Origin of the sequence: Planotetraspora silvatica (assembly GCF_016863315.1) — a bacterium.
GTDB lineage: Bacteria > Actinomycetota > Actinomycetes > Streptosporangiales > Streptosporangiaceae > Planotetraspora > Planotetraspora silvatica.
Genome location: NZ_BOOQ01000047.1, coordinates 17,823 through 36,205 on the forward strand (window position 1 = coordinate 17,823; position 18,383 = coordinate 36,205).

12 protein-coding genes are annotated in these 18,383 nt (G+C 68.7%); 5 read left to right on the forward strand and 7 right to left on the reverse strand.

The window, feature by feature from the left end:
• Positions 1 to 17: 17 nt before the first annotated feature.
• Genes Psi02_RS31335 through Psi02_RS31345 form a run of 3 tightly spaced genes read right to left on the reverse strand, consistent with a single transcriptional unit; the run spans position 18 to position 3,966 of the window.
• Positions 18 to 2,378: a xanthine dehydrogenase family protein molybdopterin-binding subunit gene (locus Psi02_RS31335; protein ID WP_203979451.1), complete on the reverse strand. Its 2,361-nt coding sequence runs from the start codon at positions 2,376 to 2,378 to the stop codon at positions 18 to 20.
• Positions 2,375 to 3,370: an FAD binding domain-containing protein gene (locus Psi02_RS31340; protein WP_203979452.1), complete on the reverse strand. Its 996-nt coding sequence runs from the start codon at positions 3,368 to 3,370 to the stop codon at positions 2,375 to 2,377. The genes Psi02_RS31335 and Psi02_RS31340 overlap by 4 nt, the downstream gene beginning before the upstream one ends.
• The gene (locus tag Psi02_RS31345) at positions 3,367 to 3,966 is read right to left on the reverse strand and encodes a (2Fe-2S)-binding protein (RefSeq protein ID WP_373317717.1); all 600 of its coding nucleotides are present in this window, start codon (positions 3,964 to 3,966) and stop codon (positions 3,367 to 3,369) included. The genes Psi02_RS31340 and Psi02_RS31345 overlap by 4 nt, the downstream gene beginning before the upstream one ends.
• Before the next feature lie 97 nt (positions 3,967 to 4,063).
• On the opposite strand from Psi02_RS31345, the gene Psi02_RS31350 reads away from it, so the two are divergent.
• Complete coding sequence (locus tag Psi02_RS31350) at positions 4,064 to 4,762, forward strand: TetR/AcrR family transcriptional regulator (protein WP_203979453.1); 699 nt, start codon at positions 4,064 to 4,066, stop codon at positions 4,760 to 4,762.
• Here Psi02_RS31350 and Psi02_RS31355 read toward each other — a convergent pair.
• The 4 genes from Psi02_RS31355 to Psi02_RS31370 all read right to left on the reverse strand — a co-directional run bounded on the left by Psi02_RS31355 (position 4,731) and on the right by Psi02_RS31370 (position 10,216).
• Positions 4,731 to 5,093 (reverse strand): DUF1304 domain-containing protein, encoded by a 363-nt coding sequence (locus Psi02_RS31355; protein WP_203955078.1) that lies wholly within the window; start codon positions 5,091 to 5,093, stop codon positions 4,731 to 4,733. The genes Psi02_RS31350 and Psi02_RS31355 overlap by 32 nt on opposite strands.
• 119 nt (positions 5,094 to 5,212) lie before the next feature.
• Positions 5,213 to 6,598 (reverse strand): chitinase, encoded by a 1,386-nt coding sequence (locus tag Psi02_RS31360; protein ID WP_239095314.1) that lies wholly within the window; start codon positions 6,596 to 6,598, stop codon positions 5,213 to 5,215.
• Between the two features lie 229 nt (positions 6,599 to 6,827).
• Positions 6,828 to 8,681: a ricin-type beta-trefoil lectin domain protein gene (locus tag Psi02_RS31365; RefSeq protein WP_203979454.1), complete on the reverse strand. Its 1,854-nt coding sequence runs from the start codon at positions 8,679 to 8,681 to the stop codon at positions 6,828 to 6,830.
• A 221-nt stretch (positions 8,682 to 8,902) separates the two neighbouring features.
• Positions 8,903 to 10,216: an enolase C-terminal domain-like protein gene (locus Psi02_RS31370; RefSeq protein ID WP_203979455.1), complete on the reverse strand. Its 1,314-nt coding sequence runs from the start codon at positions 10,214 to 10,216 to the stop codon at positions 8,903 to 8,905.
• Positions 10,217 to 10,723: 507 nt separating this feature from the next.
• On the opposite strand from Psi02_RS31370, the gene Psi02_RS31375 reads away from it, so the two are divergent.
• The 4 genes from Psi02_RS31375 to fxsT all read left to right on the forward strand — a co-directional run bounded on the left by Psi02_RS31375 (position 10,724) and on the right by fxsT (position 18,383).
• A complete protein-coding gene (locus tag Psi02_RS31375) occupies positions 10,724 to 10,882 on the forward strand; it encodes an FxSxx-COOH-like cyclophane-containing RiPP peptide (protein WP_203979456.1) in 159 nt (52 codons plus the stop codon).
• A gap of 48 nt (positions 10,883 to 10,930) precedes the next feature.
• On the forward strand, positions 10,931 to 13,189 hold the full coding sequence (locus tag Psi02_RS31380; protein WP_239095315.1) for an FxsB family cyclophane-forming radical SAM/SPASM peptide maturase: 2,259 nt from the start codon (positions 10,931 to 10,933) through the stop codon (positions 13,187 to 13,189).
• An 86-nt stretch (positions 13,190 to 13,275) separates the two neighbouring features.
• On the forward strand, positions 13,276 to 14,490 hold the full coding sequence (locus Psi02_RS31385) for a TIR-like protein FxsC (protein WP_203979458.1): 1,215 nt from the start codon (positions 13,276 to 13,278) through the stop codon (positions 14,488 to 14,490).
• Between the two features lie 2 nt (positions 14,491 to 14,492).
• The gene (gene fxsT / locus Psi02_RS31390) at positions 14,493 to 18,383 is read left to right on the forward strand and encodes an FxSxx-COOH system tetratricopeptide repeat protein (protein WP_203979459.1); all 3,891 of its coding nucleotides are present in this window, start codon (positions 14,493 to 14,495) and stop codon (positions 18,381 to 18,383) included.

Below are 18,383 nucleotides of genomic sequence, written 5' to 3' on the forward strand. Positions count from 1 at the left end.
GTTCCCGGACGGCTGAATCACAGCAGCCGATCCAGGGTGATGGGAAGGTCGCGGACGCGCCTCCCCGTCGCGTGGTGGACGGCGTTGGCGATCGCCGCGGCGGCTCCGGTGATGCTCACCTCGCCCACGCCGATCAGCCCCAGGGGCATGGTCGGGTCGGGTTCGTCCAGGCAGGAGACGTCGATCGGCGGGACGTCCGCGTGCACGGGCACGTGATATTCGGCGAGGCTCGGGTTCATGATCCGGCCGTTTCTGGGGTCGACGAGCGTCTCCTCCGACAACGCCATGCCGATGCCCATCACGATGCCGCCGCGGAGCTGGCCGGCCGTCGTCTTCGCGTTGATCACCGTGCCGACGTCGAAGACCCCGACCCAGCGGGACACCCGTACCTCGCCGGTGTCCGGGTCGACGCGCACCTCGCAGAACTGCGCACCGCACGCCGCCTTGACCCAACGGCGCCGGTCGAGCATCAGCTTCGACATGAACCGGACCTGACCGGCGAGCGCGCCGACGCGGGTGTCGGAGCCCACCTTGGCCTCCACCGAGTCACGGCCCGCCCTGGCCAGGATCGCCGCGTAGGTCTCGCCGGAGCCGGAGCCGGAGCCGGAGCCGGAGCCGGAGCTGGAGCGGGAGCCGGACCCGGACCCGGACCGGTTCGCCCGATAGAGCCCCCCGTCCCTGGCCTCGACACCGCTCAGCCGCTGCCCGCGCAGCGGCGACTCACCCGACCGCCTCGCCAGGGCGAGCACCGAGCGCTTCAGCTTGTCGCACGCGCTCAGCAGGCTGGCGGCCACGCTCGCGGTCTGTCCGGAGCCGCCGGCTCCCGGCCCGGTGGGCAGGGTCGAGTCGCCGTACTCCACCCGGACGGCCTCGAACGGTACGCCGAGCGCGTCGGCGGCGATCTGCGCCTGCGCGGTGGCGCCGCCCATCCCCATCTCGTGGAAGCCGCAGCGCACCACGACCGTGCCGTCGGCCGACAGCCGTACCGTGACGTTGGCGGCGAACTGCCACGACGGGTGATAGGCGGACGCGACCCCCATGCCGACGAGCCATCTGCCGTCCCGCATCGAGCCCGGCTCCGGCGTCCGGGCGGACCAGCCGAACCGCTCGGCGCCCCGCGCGTAGGCCTCGCGGAGCATCCGGTGGGCGAACCGCTTGCCGTCGATCGGGTTGCGCTCCGGCTCGTTGCGCATCCGCAGCTCGATCGGATCGAGGCCGAGCTCGTAGGCCAGCTCGTCGATCGCCGTCTCCAGCGCGAAGGTGCCGATGGACTCGCCTGGCGCGCGCATCACCGTGTTCGAGAGCAGGTCGAGCTTGACGAGGTTCTGCTGGACCAGGATGTTCTCGGCGTCGTAGAGGTGCCGCGACTGGGAGGTCACCTGCTCGGGCCCGCCGCCGACCCGTCCGAGCCGGGTCACGCTCGTGTGGATGAGAGCGGTGAGCCTGCCGTCCCTCTCGGCGCCCAGCGCGACCCGCTGCGTCGAGGGCGTGCGCCCGCCGACCGTACGGTAGACCCCCTCGCGCGTGAGCATCAGGCGCACCGGGCGGCCCGTCACCCGCGCGGCCAGCACCGTGAGGATCGTCCCGGCCCAGATCATGGTCTTGCCGCCGAACGCGCCGCCGACGTAGGGGGAGATCACCCGTACGTTCCCGGCCGGGACGCCGAACTTCAGCGCGAGATTGTCGCGCACCCAGGAGATGTTCTGCGTCCCCTCGTGGACGGTCAGCCGGTCGCCGTCCCACGCCGCCGTCGTCGCGTGCGGCTCAAGCGCGTTGTGGTTGTGCGGAGGCGTGGTGTACCGCAGGTCCACCGACACGGGCGCCGCCGCGAGGGCGGCCTCCGCGTCGCCCTTCCTGGCTCCGCCGGACTGCACGAGATCACTCTTCTGGGGCTTGGCGTTCTTCTCCTCGGCGGCGAAGTCGAAGGCCGCCGGGAGCTCGTCGTAGGTCACCCCCACCAGCGACGCGGCCTGCTGGGCGGCCTCCAGGGTCTCCGCGACGACGACCGCCACCGGCTGGCCGTCCCAGTGCACCTCGTCGGTGTTGAGGTAGTTGACCGTCGTCCCTGAGGCGAGCGTGCTCAGATTCATCAGGCTCACCGGTGGAGGCGGCTTCATCGCCGGCGCGTTCCGGTGGGTGATGACGGCGAGCACGCCGGGCACGGCGGAGGCGGCCGCGTCGTCGATCCCGGTGATGCGGCCACGGCTGACGGCCGCGTGCACCAGCGCGGCATGCGCGATGTCGGGGTAGGGATACTCGGCGGAGTAGCGGGCCGCCCCGGTCGTCTTGGCCCTGCCGTCGACGCGGTCGATCGGCTTGCCGACGCTGCGCTCCGCCGTCGTGGGCAGAGGCCGGCTGTGCACCGGTGCCTGCGTCATGCCGCGCTCCCGTCGGTGAGCAGCCGGCGCAGCGTCGCCACGATCGTGCGCCGAGCCAGCTCGATCTTGAAGGCGTTCTGCGACTGGGCGACCGCGGGCGCGAGCTCGGCGTCCGCGGCCCGCTGGAACGACTCCTCGGTGGCCGGCGCCCCGAGCAGGACCTGTTCGGCCAGGTGGGCCCGCCACGGCTTCGCCGCGACACCGCCGAGGGCCAGCCGTACGGCGGACACCGCACCGTCGCCGGTCTCCAGCGCCGCGGCGACGGAGACCAGCGCGAAGGCGTAGGACGCGCGATCGCGGACCTTGCGGTAGGCCGAGGTCGCCGCGACGGGGGTCTCCGGAAGTTCGACCGCCGTGATGAGCTCGTCGGGAGCCAGCGCGGTCTCGGCGTCCGGCGTCTCACCGGGCAGCAGGTGGAACTCGGTCATGGGGATGCGGCGGACGCCGCGGATGCTCTCGGCGACCACGGTCGCGTCGAGTGCGGCCAGCGCCACGCACATGTCCGAGGGGTGTGTCGCGACGCAGGCCTCGCTCGCCCCCAGGATGGCGTGGTTGCGGGTGAACCCGCCGATCGCGTCGCAACCCCGGCCGGGCTCCCTCTTGTTGCACGCGGCGGCGCCGTCGTAGAAGTAGAGGCAGCGGGTGCGCTGGAGCAGGTTTCCGCCCACCGTCGCCATGTTGCGCAACTGGGCGGAGGCGCCGGTGAGGACGGCCTGGGACAACACCGGATAACGCGTCCTGATCAGCCGGTGCGCCGCGAGATGGCTGTTGCGGACCGTCGCGCCGATCCGGACCCCGCCGCCGGGCAGTTCCTCGATGCCGGACAGGGGGAGCCGGGTGATGTCGATGATCGTGTCGGGCCGCTCGATCTCCTCGCGCATCAGGTCGACGAGGTTCGTGCCGCCGCCGATGAACTTCGCGTTGGGCTCCGTGGAGATCGCCCGCAGCGCCGCCGGGACGTCGGTGGCGCTCACGTAGGAGAACGCTTTCATCGCACGGTCTCCATCGCGGTCTCCATCGCTGGTTCCGTCACTGGTTCCATGGCGTCGCGCCCGACCTCGCCGGGGACGGCCGCCGCGACTTCCCTGATCGCGCCGACGATGCCGTTGTAGGCGCCGCAACGGCACAGGTTGCCGCTCATCCGCTCCCGGATCTCGGCGTCGGACAGCTCGATCGTGTCGGCCGACAGGTGCTCGGTGGCGGCGCTCGGCGCCCCCGCTCCGTGTTCCGCCAGCATTCCGATGGCCGAGCAGATCTGGCCTGACGTGCAGTAACCGCACTGGAAGCCGTCGTTGCGCACGAACGCCGACTGCAGGGGATGCGCCCCCTCTCCGCCGCCGAGTCCCTCGATCGTGGTGATCTCGCGGCCGTCGTACTGGACGGCCAGGGCCAGGCACGAGTTGATCCGCTCGCCGTCGGCGAGAACCGTGCACGCGCCGCAGGCCCCCTGGTTGCAGCCCTTCTTCGTGCCGGTCAGGCCGAGGCGCTCGCGCAGCGCGTCGAGCAGGCTGACCCGCGGCTCCAGGTCGAGCGACTCCATGACTCCGTTCACGCGCATCCGTACCTCGACCACGGGCTGTCTCCCCATCGTGACGTCCACTGCTGGATGCCGCCGACGTTAACAGGACGGCGTTGCCTTAACAAGAGGACGGCGTTCTTTTAGCTCGGCGTATGCTTGCCGGGTCATGACAGGGCAGGGATTCGTCCGAGCCAGGCGGCCGGAGCACAAGCAACAGCGGCGTGAGGCGATCCTCGACGCCGCGCGCGACCTCGCCGAGCGATCCGGCGTCCGCAACGTCAGCCTGGGCGGCGTCGCGGCCGCCGTCAGCCTGGCGAAGTCCAACGTGGTGCGTTACTTCGGCACCCGCGAGGAGATCTACCTCGAACTCGCCGCCGAGGCGTGGCAGGAGTGGCGGAGCACGGTCTCCGAGCGACTGCGGACCTCGGCCGGCCCGGACGACATCCTCGCCGCTCTGACGGAGACGCTGGCCGACCGCCCGCTGTTCTGCGACCTGCTCAGCCACATGTCGACCAACCTGGAGCACAACGTCTCGGTCCCGGCGGCCCGCGCCTTCAAACGGGTCGTGCTCGGCGTGATCGCCGAGCTCGGAGCGCAGGTCGCACGGGCACACCCGGATCTGACGGAACCCGAAGGGGTCGAGCTGATCGGGGTGGCCACCGCTCTCGCCGGCACGCTCTACCCGGTCTCGAACCCGTCGGCCACGCTCGTCGAGCTCTACGCGCAGGACCCGGATCTCGCCGCGGCGTGCCCGCCCTTCCTGCCCACGTTGCGGCGGTGCCTCGCCGCGTTCGCCGCCGGGGTTCCGACGCTGCGCGGCAGCGGCTCCGCCGTCACCTGGACAGCAGGACCAGCAGCAGGCTGATCAGCGCGGGGACGGTCTGGACGAACAGGATCCGACGACTGGCGGTCGCGGCTCCGTAGAGTCCCGCGACCGCGATGCAGACGAGGAAGAAGACCTTCGCCTGGAAGCCCACCGGGTCGGCGGCGATCAGGCCCCAGACCAGACCGGCCGCGAGGAAGCCGTTGTAGAGGCCCTGGTTGCCCGCCAGGACCCGGGTCTTCTCCGCGAACTCCGGGTCGGTGCCGAAGGCCTTCATGGCTCTCGGGGAGGTCCAGCCGAACATCTCCAGGACCAGGATGTAGAGGTGGAGCAGCGCCATCACGGCCACTGCGACATTCGCCAACACCGTCACGGCGCCACTCCTCGTAAGACGGAGAATCCTGGTACGGCGGGTGCCGTACCAGGATTCTGTAGGGGTAGAACAACTCGCACAAATCGCCCTAGGGCGAATCCCGCCGGCTAGATGTACAGCTAGAAGCCGGCCGTGATGCGCGTGAAGTCCCAGTTGCCCTGGGAGGTGCCGCTGCAGGTCTCACTGACGCCACCGCCGGGGCACGGCCGGTCGCGGTTGACCGACCAGAAGGCCAGGCGGGTGAGGCCCTTGGACTTCGCGTAGTCGCGGATCTGGGTCCAGGTTCCGGTGGAGGTCATCTCCTGCTGGTCGGACACGCCGTTCATGCCGGAGATGCCCATGTGCGAGTAGGCCTGCGCGTCGGTCCAGCCGTACGCGCTCTTGAGCGCGTTCTTCAGGCCTTCGGACGCGTTGACCGTGCTCTGGTACATGTTCGAGCCGCCGCCGAAGTCGAATGGCATGATCGTGAAGTTGTCGACGGGCACGCCGAGCGCCCTCGCCTGGTTGATCAGCCGGATGCCGTCGTCGGTCGGGCCGGTGGTGCTGGTGCCGAAGGTCAGCGCGACCTTGACGTTGGGGTTGTTCTGCTTGACGATCTTCAGGCCGTTGAGGATGCGGTCCTGGACCGTGTAGTTCGAGAACTCGTCGGTGTTCTCGATGTCGAAGTCGACCACGGCGGGGCCGACCGCGTTGATGACCTGCTGGACCGCGTTGGCGTACGCCGACGGGGACGAGCAGTTGGGGCCGAGCTTGTTGCCGGACCAGCCGCCGAACGACACCTGGACGCTGCCGCCCGCGTTCTTGATGGAGGAGATCGTCTGCGCGTCGACACCGCCGGTCAGCGGCCTCGCGCCGTCCCACATCGGGTTGCAGCCGCCGCCCGACAGGATGAACGCCATGGTGAAGGACTTGACTCCGGTGGAGCTCATCACCGAGGTCGCGCTGGGCGGGCTGCCCCAGCCCATGTAGAGGTAGGGCGCGCCGGGCATCTTGGCGCCGGTGGGAGGCGGCGGGTTGGTGCCGCCACCGCTCGGCAGCGTCCAGCGCTGGTTCGACCCGGCGAAGCAGTCCCAGATCTGGAGCGGGGTGCCGTCGGCCGAGCTGGGGCCGGTGGCGTCCAGGCACTTGCCGAGAGCGCGCAGCGTGCCGTCGGAGTTCGCGGTCCACGACTGGGCGGCCGAGCCGTTGCAGTCGTAGATCTGCACCTTCGTGCCGTTGGCGCTGCTGGCGGCGGCCACGTCGAGGCACTTGCCGAGGGCGCGGATCGTGCCGTCGGCACCGACGTTCCACGACTGGGCCGCGGTGCCGTTACACGTGTAGAGCTGGACCTGTGTGCCGTTGGCGCTGCTGGCGGCCGCCACGTCGACGCACTTGCCGCCGAGGCCGGTGATCTGGCCGGTCGCGGCCATCGCGGGGGTCAGGCCGGTCGCGATCAGAGGGAGTGACGCGACCAGGGAGCCGAGGAGCAGCCGGAGCCGGAGCCGGCCGGAGCGTTTGGGGTTCAAGGGGGATGCCTCTTTTCTGAGAGGGGTCAACGCTTCGACTGCGAGGTGAAGAAGAGGTGAGGGGTGAGGACCTCCCGGGATCCGCCTTCCGCGTCGCCGGGTGGGCAGCCCCGACAACTGTTAGGAAGGTTTCTTTATAATTACTGAGCCGTAGTTAACTCCGGCGAACCGGGATGAGTCAAGAGTCCGGTTGATGTTCATGGAGCCGGGAGTCGACTCGAGCGTGGAGTCAGGCCTGGACGGTCCACTTCTGGTTGGAGCCGCCTGTGCAGTCCCAGATCTGGAGCGGGGTGCCGTCGGCCGAGCTGGGGCCGGTGGCGTCGAGGCACTTGCCGAGAGCGCGCAGCGTGCCGTCGGAGTTCGCGGTCCATGACTGGGCGGCCGAGCCGTTGCAGTCGTAGATCTGCACCTTCGTGCCGTTGGCGCTGGCGGCGGCCGCCACGTCGAGGCACTTGCCGAGGGCGCGGATCGTGCCGTCGGCACCGACCGTCCATGACTGGGCGCTCGATCCGTTGCACGTGTACAGCTGGACCTGTGTGCCGTTGGCGCTGCTCGCGGCCGCGACGTCGACGCACTTGCCGCCGAAGCCGGTGATGGCCTTGCCGCCGGGTCCGGGACCGCCGCCCGACTGGGTGCCGGCCCAGGTGAAGGTGGCGGAGGTCTTGGTGGGCAGGCTGTAGGTGAACGACTGGCCGCCCCAGTTGACCTTGACCGTCTGGGTGCCCCCCGTCGTGTTGTAGGCGATGAGCGCCTTGGACCCGTCGGGGTTCTTCCACGCCACGTTCTTCACCGCGGAGTTCGCGGTGGAGTCGATCCGATACGCGCCGGGCCGTACGAACTTGGTGAGGTGGCCCATCGTGTAGTACTCGATCGTGTAGTCGACCTGGCCGCTCCGGCCGTCGCCGTTGTGGACGGTGATCAGGCCGGTGCACGTGTCGCAGCCGCCGTTGTGCGGGCCGTGGTTCTGGTCGACGGCGAGGCTCCACTTGACCCAGCTACGGTCCCAGTTGCGGGTGTAGTCGATCAGGTTGTTCATGTCCTCGGTCTGCTGGTTCGCGATCCACGTCCCGCCCGAGTGTTCGGTCATGTACGCGTTGACCTGGGGGTACTGGTTGTGCACCGTCGTCTGGGTGGCGACGTCGCCCCCGTACCCGTGCCAGGCGATCCCGCCGAACAGCGGGTCGTTGCGGATGGCGGTGTCGGCGAGCAGCGGGGCGGCCCAGGTGTTGTAGGCGTCCCAGTTCCAGTCGTTGACGAGCGTCTTGGTGGTGATGCCGGCGTTGCGGAAGGCCGGCCACAGCGCGCTCTTGATGAAGTACTGGATGCCGGAGGTGTTCCACTGCATCGACGGATATCCGGCGCAGCAGGTGGGCTCGTTCTGCACCGACACGTAGTCGATGGGCACACCCTGCGCCTGGTAGGCCTGGATGTACTTCGCGAAGTACTCGCCGTACAGGCCGTAGTACTGCGACTGGAGCCAGCCCTGGTTCAGGGAGTTGTTGTCCTTCATCCACGCGGGCGCGCTCCACGGCGAAGCCATGACCTTGAGCGCCGGGTTGAGCGCCCTGGCCTGCTTGGTCAGCGGCAGGACGTCGGCGAGGTCGTGGTTGATCGAGAATCCGTTGAGGTCGCAGCAGGTGTCGTCGAAGGAGTAGTTGTTCCTGGCGAGGTCCGAGGAGCCCAGCGGGTTGCGGATGAAGCTCAGGCCGATGCCGTTGACGGGGTCGAACAACTTCTGCATGACCGAGGTGCGGGTGCTCGCACTGAGTGCGCCGCTGCTGTTCATCAGCCACGCGGCGGTGTCGGTGAACGACGCTCCGCCGCCCTCGAACTGCTGGTAGGTCGCGTTCTCGTTGACGGTGATCGTCTGGGCCGCCCCGGGACTCGTGGCGGCGAAGGACACGGGCGTCTGCTGCTGGAGCCCTCTGGTGACGGTACGGCCTCCGGAGTCGGAGGTCGTGGTGAGCCAGATGTCGACGCTCTCGCCCGCGGCCTGGGCGGCGGGGGCGCCGACGACGGTCAGCGCGCCGGCGGCCACCAGCAGGGCGGCGGGCAGCGCAAGGCGGAATCTTCGGAAGGGCATGAGCGGGGTCTCCCTCGGGGGGTGGAGTGAAGACCGCCCGTACGGGCCCTGCCCGGCAGCGCACTCGGCGTGACGTAAGTGATAACACGCCTGACACCGGTGTGCAACGGGTTGGCAACGGACAAGTGGCGAAAACGCCTGCCGTCAGTCCGCTGTCAGTTCACCATCAGTTCACCGTCGGCCCGTCGCCGATCCGTCGTCGGTGCGCCCTCGGTCCGTCGTCAGGGAGCCTCGATGCCGCCGTCGGGGCGCCGCACCCGGGTCGACCAGCGTTCGTGCAGGTGGGTGAGCGGCGGATGCTCGGCAGCCAGCTTCTCGTCCAGGTCGATTCCCCAGCCGGGGGCCTGGTTCGGGTACAGGTAGCCGTTGACCGGGCCGAGCGTGCCGGGGAAGACCTCGTGGACGATGTCGGGATACACGTGCCCCTCCTGGATCTGGAAGGCCGGGGTCGTCACGTCCAGCGCCACATTGGCGGCGGCGCCGACCGGGGAGACGTCGGCCGGCGAATGCCAGGCCGTACCGACTCCGATCAGCTCGCACAGCGCGACCAGCTTGCGCGTCGGGGTGGCGCCGCCCACCGCGGAGACGTGGAGTCGCAGCAGGTCGACGCCGCCGTCGCGGACCAGTCGCGCCGCGTCGGTGACCGAGCTGATCTGCTCGCCCGCCGCGATGGGCATCGGCGCGGCCGCGCGGACCTCGGGAAGGCGGTCGTAGAACTCCGGTGCGATCGGGTCCTCAAGGAAGAACAGCCGGTACGGCTCCAGCGACCTGGCCAGGGCGATGGCCTGCTTGGGCGTGAGCCGGGAATGCACGTCGTGCATCAGGCCGGGCTCCTCACCCAGTTCGCGGCGGGCGCGCTCGAACAGCCCGGGGGTGTCACGCAGGTAGCGCTGCACATCCCAGCCGTCGGGGTACGGCGAGCCGGCGTAGCCGCCGGGCGAACCGGGCGCGCCGTAGTGACCGAGCCCGGGGGCGCCCACCTGGAGCCGCACGTTCCGGTATCCCAGGGCCAGGATCGCCGCGGCCTCCTCGATCGTCTCCTCGACCGTCGCCCCTCCGGCGTGCAGGTACGTGTCGGCCGCGGCGCGCACCCGCCCGCCCCAGAGTTCGTGGACGGGCATGCCCGCGCGCTTGCCGGCGATGTCCCACAGTGCCTGGTCGACGCCGGACAGGGCGCTGTTCAGGACCGGGCCGCCGCGCCAGTAGGACGAGAAGTGCACCATGCGCGTGATGTCCTCGATGTCGGCCGGATGGCGGCCGATCAGGAGGGGCCCGACGTGCTGGTCGACCGCGGCCGCCACGGCGTGGAAGCGCTGGGTGAACGTCGCGCATCCCAGGCCGTACAGGCCCGGCTCGCTGGTATCGACCCGTACGACGACCAGGGGCGGCCCCTCGGGAGCCGTCACGATCGCGCGGACCCGGGTGATCCGCAGGGCGTCCCGGTCCGGCCAGGGCGCGGGGAACTCGGGGGAGGGGAACTCGGCCGACGGGGGCGCCGCTGATCCGGCCGTGACATCTCCAGCGTGCTCGGTCATCGCGACTCCCCCTGTGGTGTGCGAGCTGCCCGTACAAGCTGTGCCGTACAAGCTGCACCGTACAAATCGATTTGCATTCGTAGATCGCGAGCAGTTTTTCCCGGACTCCTCGCCTTGTCAACGGCCCGGCCTCGACCCGGAGGAGTGCCTTGTGCGACGCCGGCGGCCGCCTAGAGCCGCTCTCGTGACAGACACGGACATCGAGTCGCCCGGCGACCGACGCCCACTTCTCGGCGATCATCGAGCCGGCCGGGATGGGTCCCCTCGGCCGATTCCGCCCTTTTCCGGCGATGCGTGAGAAATGGGGCTCTCGTGCTAGAGAGGGTCTCGTTGTGCCCAAAATGCTAATTATAGGTTTATGGTGAGTTCGCTGCTCAAAGCATTCTGAGTCGTAACCCCAGGGGCGACGCCCATAGAGTGACTTCCTGCTAGCGTAAGCCCTCTACCGTCCTCGCGGCATTCTCGAATGCCCGTTCGCATTGGTCGTGGGTTATGAGCACTACTGCAATGACGCAGTTCAACGTGGCATCGAATGTCACGGATCTCCGGGACATTCCGCTGTCTCTCGTTCCCGCGTCCGATGTCGACCGTATTCTTGGACGTGTCCTTCCGGAGGCCGCGCCCGTCGAGTCGGTCTCCGTGGCGGCTTTCAACTCGTCGATCTGACCTCTAGGGGGGCCGGTGAACGGGCCCTTCACGCCATTCCGGCAATTCGTGGTCAAAGTACACAGTCGGTGCGATCTCGCCTGTGATCACTGCTATGTCTACGAACATGCGGATCAATCATGGCAAGTACGTCCGAAAGTCATTTCGGACGAAACGGTCGCATGGTCGGCCGGTCGGATCGCGGAGCATGTAAAGCGACACGGCCTCGACCGCGTGCATATCGTGTTGCACGGCGGTGAACCGCTTCTCGCGGGCCGGGCCCGGCTGGCGCGCATCATGGCCGAGCTGCGTGGCCGACTCGACGCGTTGTGCGATCTCGACCTTCGCGTCCACACCAACGGCGTGTTGCTCGACGACGCCTTCCTCGACGTCTTCGCCGAACACCGGGTGCTGGTCGGCATCTCGCTCGACGGCGACCGGATCGCCAACGACAGACACCGGCGCTACGCCGACGGTCGTAGCAGCTATGAACGCGTGATCCGGGCCGTCGAACTGCTGCGCCGACGTCGCGATCTGTATGCGGGTCTGCTGTGCACGATGGACGTCGCCAACGATCCGCTCGCCGTCTACAGGGCGCTGTGCGAGCTGGACCCGCCCCGCATCGACTTCCTGCTCCCGCATGCGACCTGGGACGCGCCTCCTCCGCGGCCGACTGAGACCGCCTACGCCGACTGGCTCATCCGGATCTTCGACGCCTGGATCGAAGAGGGGGCCAGGGTGCCGGTGCGCATGTTCGAGTCCATTCTGCGCACCAGCCGGGGAGAATCCAGCCTCACCGAATCGCTCGGCCTCGAGCCGGCCGACCTCGTCGTCATCGAGACGGACGGGGCCTACGAGCAGGCCGACTCCTTGAAGGTCGCCTTCGACGGGGCGCCTTCCACGGGGCTGAACGTCGTCACCGACGACCTCGACACCGTGGCCGCGCACACCGGCATCCTGGCCCGGCAGGAGGGACTCGGCGGGCTGTGCGACACCTGCCGGGCATGCCCGGTGGTCGAAAGTTGCGGCGGCGGCCTGTACGCGCACCGGTACCGGACGGGGTCCGCCTTCGCGAACCCGAGCGTCTACTCGGCTGATCTCCTCAAGCTCATCACTCATGTCAGGCACAGGATCGCCATGCCCACGCACGCCCTGCCGTACGACACGATCGAGGCTCTCGCCGCCGGGTACGGCGGCGACGACGACATGCAGCACCTTCTGGCGGGGCAGCGGACGCTGCGTCGAGGACTCCTTGCCGGAGTGCACACCCATCATTCCGCTGCCGAGGGATGGGATCTGCTGACCCGGCTCGACGCGGAGCATCGTCCCGCTGTCGACGCGGTGCTGGATCACCCTTATGTCCGGGAATGGGCCGCCCGGTGCCTGACCGGCGGCGGGAGCCCCGGCTACCTCGCGAACATCGCCGCCGCGGCCGCCGTCAAGGCAGGCGTCGACACGGAGATCACGCTGCAGGACGTGGACGGGGTCTTCCATCTGCCGACCCTGGGCGCGTTCGAAGCGGCGCGGGGCACCGACGCCCGGTTGCTCGTGAAGGACGAGCGGTTCACGCTGGCGGGGACTCCGGACGCCGTCTGGCATCCCGTGAGGAAGCTTCGGGCGAACGGATTCGAGGTCATCCTGGAGGACACCGATCCGCACCGTCACTGCCATGGTCATCAGACGGCCGGGCGCCTGTCCGAGGAGGAGGCCGGCGCGTGGCAGCGGGCGTTCGCCGACGCGTGGTCGCTGATCGAGTCCGATCACCCCCACTACGCGGCAGGGCTGCGTGGGGCTCTGTCCACTGTGGTCCCTCTGACTCCTCCACCAGTCGGCGGGGACGCCAGTTCGGCGGCCAGGCACGCGTTCGGATCCGTCGCCATCGCCCTGCCCAAGGACGCGGCCACGCTCGCTCTCCTGCTGATGCACGAGTTCCAGCACGTCAAGCTCGGAGCGGTCCTCGACATGGTCGACCTGTACGACCGGCAGCACGCGGGCCTCTATTACGCCCCCTGGCGTCCCGACCTACGCCCGCTCGAGGGTCTCCTGCAGGGGACCTACGCGCACCTGGCCGTCTCGGACTTCTGGCGGGTGCGGCGCAGCACCGTGGCGGGTCAGAGCGATGTCCAGTTCGCCCTGTGGCGCAAGCACACGGCCGACGCGATCGAATCGCTCGACACCTCGCGGGCGCTGACCCCCCTGGGGCTGCGTTTCCTGGCCGGCATGCGGCGGTCCGCGGAGCCGTGGCTCGCCGAACCGGTTCCCCGTGAAGCGATCGACGCGGCCGCGGAACTGGCGGAACGGCATCGAGCGGCCTCAGGCGCCGAGTAGGTCCCACCACTTTTTCTGGGGTTTCACGATCGCGGCCTTTCCTCGCAAAGGCCGTGTTTCTATAGTGAAAGCCCGGAAGGAGGCGGATGACGACTCCCCAGTCCTCGGCTCAGTCCTCGGGGCCGTACTTCTTCCTCAGCTACGCGCACGTGCCGCCATATGACCTCACCGACGGCGGCGATCCCAACCAATGGGTGGAAAAGCTGTTCAAGGTGCTCTGCGAGCACATCATGCATCTGACCCGGGTGCCCGCCGGAGCGGCCGGCTATATGGACCGGGAATTACGCGTCGGCGACAACTGGCCCCAAATGCTTTCGGAACGCCTCTCGAGTTGCCGGGTTTTCGTGCCTCTGTACTCACCGCGCTACTTCGAGAGTGATCACTGCGGCAAGGAATGGGCGGCCTTTCTCGACCGGGCACAGGGGCACACCGGGCCGGTGGCGATCCTGCCGGCCATCTGGGCTCCCATGCGGTCGATGACTCTTCCGCGGGCGGCCCAGGCGATTCAGTTCAACCACTCGGACCTCGGCTCCCGATACGCGGACGAGGGCTTCTACGGGATCATGAAGCTCAGCAAGTATCGGAACCAGTACCAGACGGCCACCTGGGGCCTCGCCCAGCGGATCATCGAAGTGGCGGAGACGTCCCCCATGCCGTACGGCAAGATCCGCGACTACACAGCCGTGCCGAGCGCCTTCACCGACCACACACCCGAGCGTCCGGTGACCGTCACCGTCGTCGCTCCCGACCTGCGCCACCTGCCCGAGGGGCGGGACGCCTACCACTACGGACGCACACCGCACGAGTGGGACCCGTTCCGCAGCCGCAACGGGATGCGCCCCCTCGCCGACTGCGCGGAGGATGTGGCACGTTCCCGCGGCTTCCTTCCTCATGTCGGCACCCTTGAGGATCACGGCGGCGAACTGGCGGCGGAGACGCCGCAGGCTCCGGCCGTGATGCTGGTGGACCCCTGGGCCACGACGCAGGAGGAGTGCCAGGAGTCGCTGCGACCGGTGAACCGGCCGGGTCGGCAGTGGATCTCCGTCATGGTGCCGTGGAACCGTGACGACCAGGAGACGGTCGAGCATGAGCCCCGGCTGAAGGGGCACCTCAGGGAAGCTCTCGGGCACAAACTGGCGGAGCCGGCGGCCGAGACGGACGTACGGAGCCTCGAGTTGTTCCGAAGTCTGTTGCCCGAGGCTCTGCACAAGGCGACCCAGCAGTACTTCAAGCACGCGCCCGCCTATCCACCAGAGGGCGCGAGAGTCGACAGACCCCGGCTGGTCGGGCCAGAGGAGTAGGCATGAGCGAGGGCCGGATCGTCACCTTCTACTCGTACAAGGGCGGCACCGGGCGCACGATGGCGCTGGCCAACACGGCGTGGATCCTTGCCAGCAGTGGTAAGCGGGTCCTGGTCGTCGACTGGGACCTCGAGTCGCCCGGATTGCACAAGTTCTTCCGACCATTCCTCGACACCGGCACGGTAGCGACCACCTCCGGGGTCATCGACCTGATCACGACCTACCAGTGGGCGGCGATGAAGCCGGGGGCCCGCGCCCGCGAATGGCATCGGCAGTACGCCCGCGTGGAACCGCACGCCGTCTCGCTCGACTTCGAGTTCCCCGGCGAGGGCACCCTGGACTTCATCTCGGCCGGCAGGCAGAACCGTGACTACTCCTCCCTGGTCTCCGGTTTCGACTGGGACACCTTCTACGAACGCCAGGGCGGCGGGCAGTTCTTCGACGCGCTGCGCGAGGACATGAAGGCCTGCTATGACTACACGCTCGTCGACAGCCGTACCGGGCTGAGCGACATCGCGGAGATCTGCACCATGCAGATGCCCGACGTCCTCATCGCGTGCTTCACCCTCTCCGACCAGGGCATCGACGGCACCTCGTCGGTGGCACGGCACATCGACGATCGTTACGGCGAGCGCAACATCCGCATCCTCCCTGTGCCGATGCGCATCGAGACGGGCGAGAAGGAGAAATGCGACGCGGGACGGACCCTGGCCAAGCGCAGGTTCGACAAGTTCCCGCGCGGGTTGACCCAGGAGGAGATCGACCGGTACTGGGGCGCCGTGGAGATCCCGTACACGCCCTTCTACGCCTTCGAGGAGATCCTGGCGACCTTCGGCGACGAGCCGGGTCGGCCGAGCTCCATGCTCGCCGCCTTCGAGCGGTTGACCGGCGTGATCACCGAGGGGGAGGTCGTTTCCTTCCCGCCGCTCGAGGAGTCCACGCGGATCCGCTATCTCGACACCTTCACGCGCCGCCACCCCACACACCAGACCGACGTCTACCTCAGCTACACGTCGAAGGACCGGATGTGGACGGACTGGATCGCCGCTCTGCTGGACCGATACGGCTACCGGGTGTCGCTGCGTGAGGTGGACTCCGACGAGGCCCTGGATTTCGCGGGAGACTCCCCGCGTACGGTCGTGGTGCTCTCTGACGCCTACATCCGCTCCTCCCGCAGCCACGAGGTGTGGCAGCGGCTCACGGAGGCGGAAGGTGCCGTCCGCGGCGAGCTGATTCCGATTCGGGTGTCCGAATCGCACTTTCCCTCGCCGTTCGGCGACCGTGCGCTCTCCGATCTCACCAGGATCGCGGAGCACACGGCCGCGGAGCGGGTCCTCAAGGCGTTCGGACGGATCGAAGAAGGGTCGGTGCTGGACACGACGGGGCTGGGGGCCCGGTATCCGGGAAGCGTGCCCGCGGTCTGGAACGTCTCCGACCGCAACGCGGTCTTCACCGGGCGGGGGGCCGTCCTCGACGAGTTGCGCACCCAGCTGGTGGGGGGCAGTTCCGCGGTGGTCCTCCCGCAGGCGCTCTACGGTCTCGGCGGGGTGGGCAAGACCCAGGTGGCGCTGGAGTACGCCCACCGGTTCCGCGCCGACTACGACCTGGTCTGGTGGATCTCGTCGGAGGATCGCGAGCGGATCAACTCGACCTTCGAGGAGCTCGCCCGTCAACTGCACATCCCGGTCGCCGACAACATCGCGGAGGTCGTCGCCGCCGTGCGTGAGTCGCTGCGTCTGGGCAACCCGTACGGCCGCTGGCTGCTGATATTCGACAATGCCGGCGACCCCGAGGACCTGAGGGGATTCTTCCCCGGCGGTTCCTCCGGCCACATCCTCATCACTTCGCGCAACCAGGCGTGGTCGGCCGTGGCGGCCCCTCTCGAGGTGGACGTCTTCAGCCAGGAGGAGAGCCTCGAGCACCTCAGCCGACGGGTGCCAGGACTGGCTTCACCGGATGCGATTCGCGTCGCCGAGGCCCTCGGCAACCTGCCGCTCGCCGTCGAGCAGGCCGCGGCGTGGCTGGCGGAGACCGGCATCCCGGCCGTGACGTTCCTGGAACAACTGGAGACCGAGGCGGCCCGGGTGTTGTCCATGACGCAGCCGGCCGACTATCCGCACCCAGTCGCCGTGACCTGGAACCTGTCACTCGGCCGGCTCAAGGAGAGCTCGCCCGCCTCGGTTCGCCTCCTCCAACTGTGCGCCTTCTTCGCGCCGGAGCCGATCTCGATGCAGCTCCTCTACAGCGACGAGATGATGGAGTCGCTGCTTCCGTACGACGACACCCTGCGTGAGAAGCTCGTCCTCGGCCGTGTCATCCAGGAGATCGGCAGGTTCGCCCTGGCCAAGGCCGATCAGGGCAACAACACGATTCAGGTGCACCGCCTGGTCCAGGCCGTGATCCGAAGCCAGATGACGCAGGAGGAGCAGGACGAGGCCTGCCACGAGGTCCATCGCATCCTCGTCGGCGCGAGACCGCGCCAGGGCGACGTGGACGACCCGGAGAACTGGATCCGCTACGACCTGATCTGGCAACACCTCCAGCCGTCGCGTGCAACCGAATGCACGGAGGAGGAGACCCGGCAACTGCTCACCGACCGTGTGCGGTACCTGTGGAAGCGCGGCGACTTCGACAGCGCTCTCGCGCTGGGCGACCGTCTCGCGAACTTCTGGGAGTCGGTGTTCGGAATCCACGACAGGCAGCGGCTCCATCTGCTGTTCAACGTGGCCAACGTCAAGCGCTCGCAGGGCAAGTACGAGGAGGCGCGCGACCTCGACACGTGGGTCCGGGAACAGCAACTGCAGGTCGTCGGGGAGCGCCATCCGCACACGCTTCTCACCGCGGGAGGGCTCGCGGCCGACCTCCGCGGTCTGGGGGACTACCAGAACTCGCTGGACATGGACAAGGTGACCTACCAGCAGTGGAAGACGCTGTTCGGCCAGGACCACCCGCGTACCCTCGCCTCGGCCAACAACCTCGCGCTGTGTTACCGGCTGGTCGGCGACGCTGTGAGCGCGCGCGACCTCGACCACGACACCCGCCAGCGCCGGAACAGGGTGCTCGGCGGGAATCATCCGTACACGTTGTTCTCCGCCGCTCAGCTGGCCCGCGACCTGCGCGAGATCGGGCTCTATCGCGACTCGGTGGATCTCCTGCGCACAACCCTGCAGCACTATCGGGAGTCGCTCGGCGAGTCCTTCGTCGACACTCTGCGGGCGGCCAAGAGCCTGGCCGTCTCGTTGCGGAGGGCGGGCGAACAGACGGAGGCGTGGCATCTGGCCAAAGACACAGAAGAGAGGTACATGCAGCGGTACGCCGGCACGCCGGACGCGCTCGCGGCGAGGCTCGAACTCGCCTGCTGCATGTCCGCTCTGGGCGACAAGACCGGTGCGCGTGACCTGGCAGGGGAGATCGCCCGCATCTATCAGGACACCCTGGGGGAAAATCACCCGGGAACGCATATCGCGCTGAACAACCTGGCGATCTACCTGCGCGGAACCGGGGAGAACGCCAGGGCGGAGAGCATCGCGAGGACGTCGTACGAAGGGCTCCACTCCCACCTTGGGGCGGATCATCCCTTCACCCTGTCGGCGGCGATCAACCTCGCCAACTGCCTGGGCGACGAGGAGCGCCTGGCGGAGGCCGAGACGCTGGAACGTCGGACGCTCGGGGATCTGCGCGAAAAGCTGAGCGACACGCATCCGGACACACTCGCCTGCGAGGCCAACCTGGCGGTGACCCTGCGGTCGAACGGGCAGGTCGCCCAGGCAGAGCAGTTACGGGGACGCCTGCTCCCGGTCATGGGCCGGATCCTGGGTGACAACCACCCGACCTTGGTCTATCTCAAGGAGTGGCGGCGAATCAACAGAGACCTCGAGCCTCAGCCGTTCTGA

Coding starts and splice junctions, on each gene's coding strand:
- Psi02_RS31335 (WP_203979451.1), bottom strand. CDS start 2,378: ATGACGCAGGCACCGGTGCACAGCCGGCCTCTGCCCACGACGGCGGAG.
- Psi02_RS31340 (WP_203979452.1), bottom strand. CDS start 3,370: ATGAAAGCGTTCTCCTACGTGAGCGCCACCGACGTCCCGGCGGCGCTG.
- Psi02_RS31345 (WP_373317717.1), bottom strand. CDS start 3,966: ATGGGGAGACAGCCCGTGGTCGAGGTACGGATGCGCGTGAACGGAGTC.
- Psi02_RS31350 (WP_203979453.1), top strand. CDS start 4,064: ATGACAGGGCAGGGATTCGTCCGAGCCAGGCGGCCGGAGCACAAGCAA.
- Psi02_RS31365 (WP_203979454.1), bottom strand. CDS start 8,681: ATGCCCTTCCGAAGATTCCGCCTTGCGCTGCCCGCCGCCCTGCTGGTG.
- Psi02_RS31370 (WP_203979455.1), bottom strand. CDS start 10,216: ATGACCGAGCACGCTGGAGATGTCACGGCCGGATCAGCGGCGCCCCCG.
- Psi02_RS31375 (WP_203979456.1), top strand. CDS start 10,724: ATGACGCAGTTCAACGTGGCATCGAATGTCACGGATCTCCGGGACATT.
- Psi02_RS31385 (WP_203979458.1), top strand. CDS start 13,276: ATGACGACTCCCCAGTCCTCGGCTCAGTCCTCGGGGCCGTACTTCTTC.
- fxsT (WP_203979459.1), top strand. CDS start 14,493: ATGAGCGAGGGCCGGATCGTCACCTTCTACTCGTACAAGGGCGGCACC.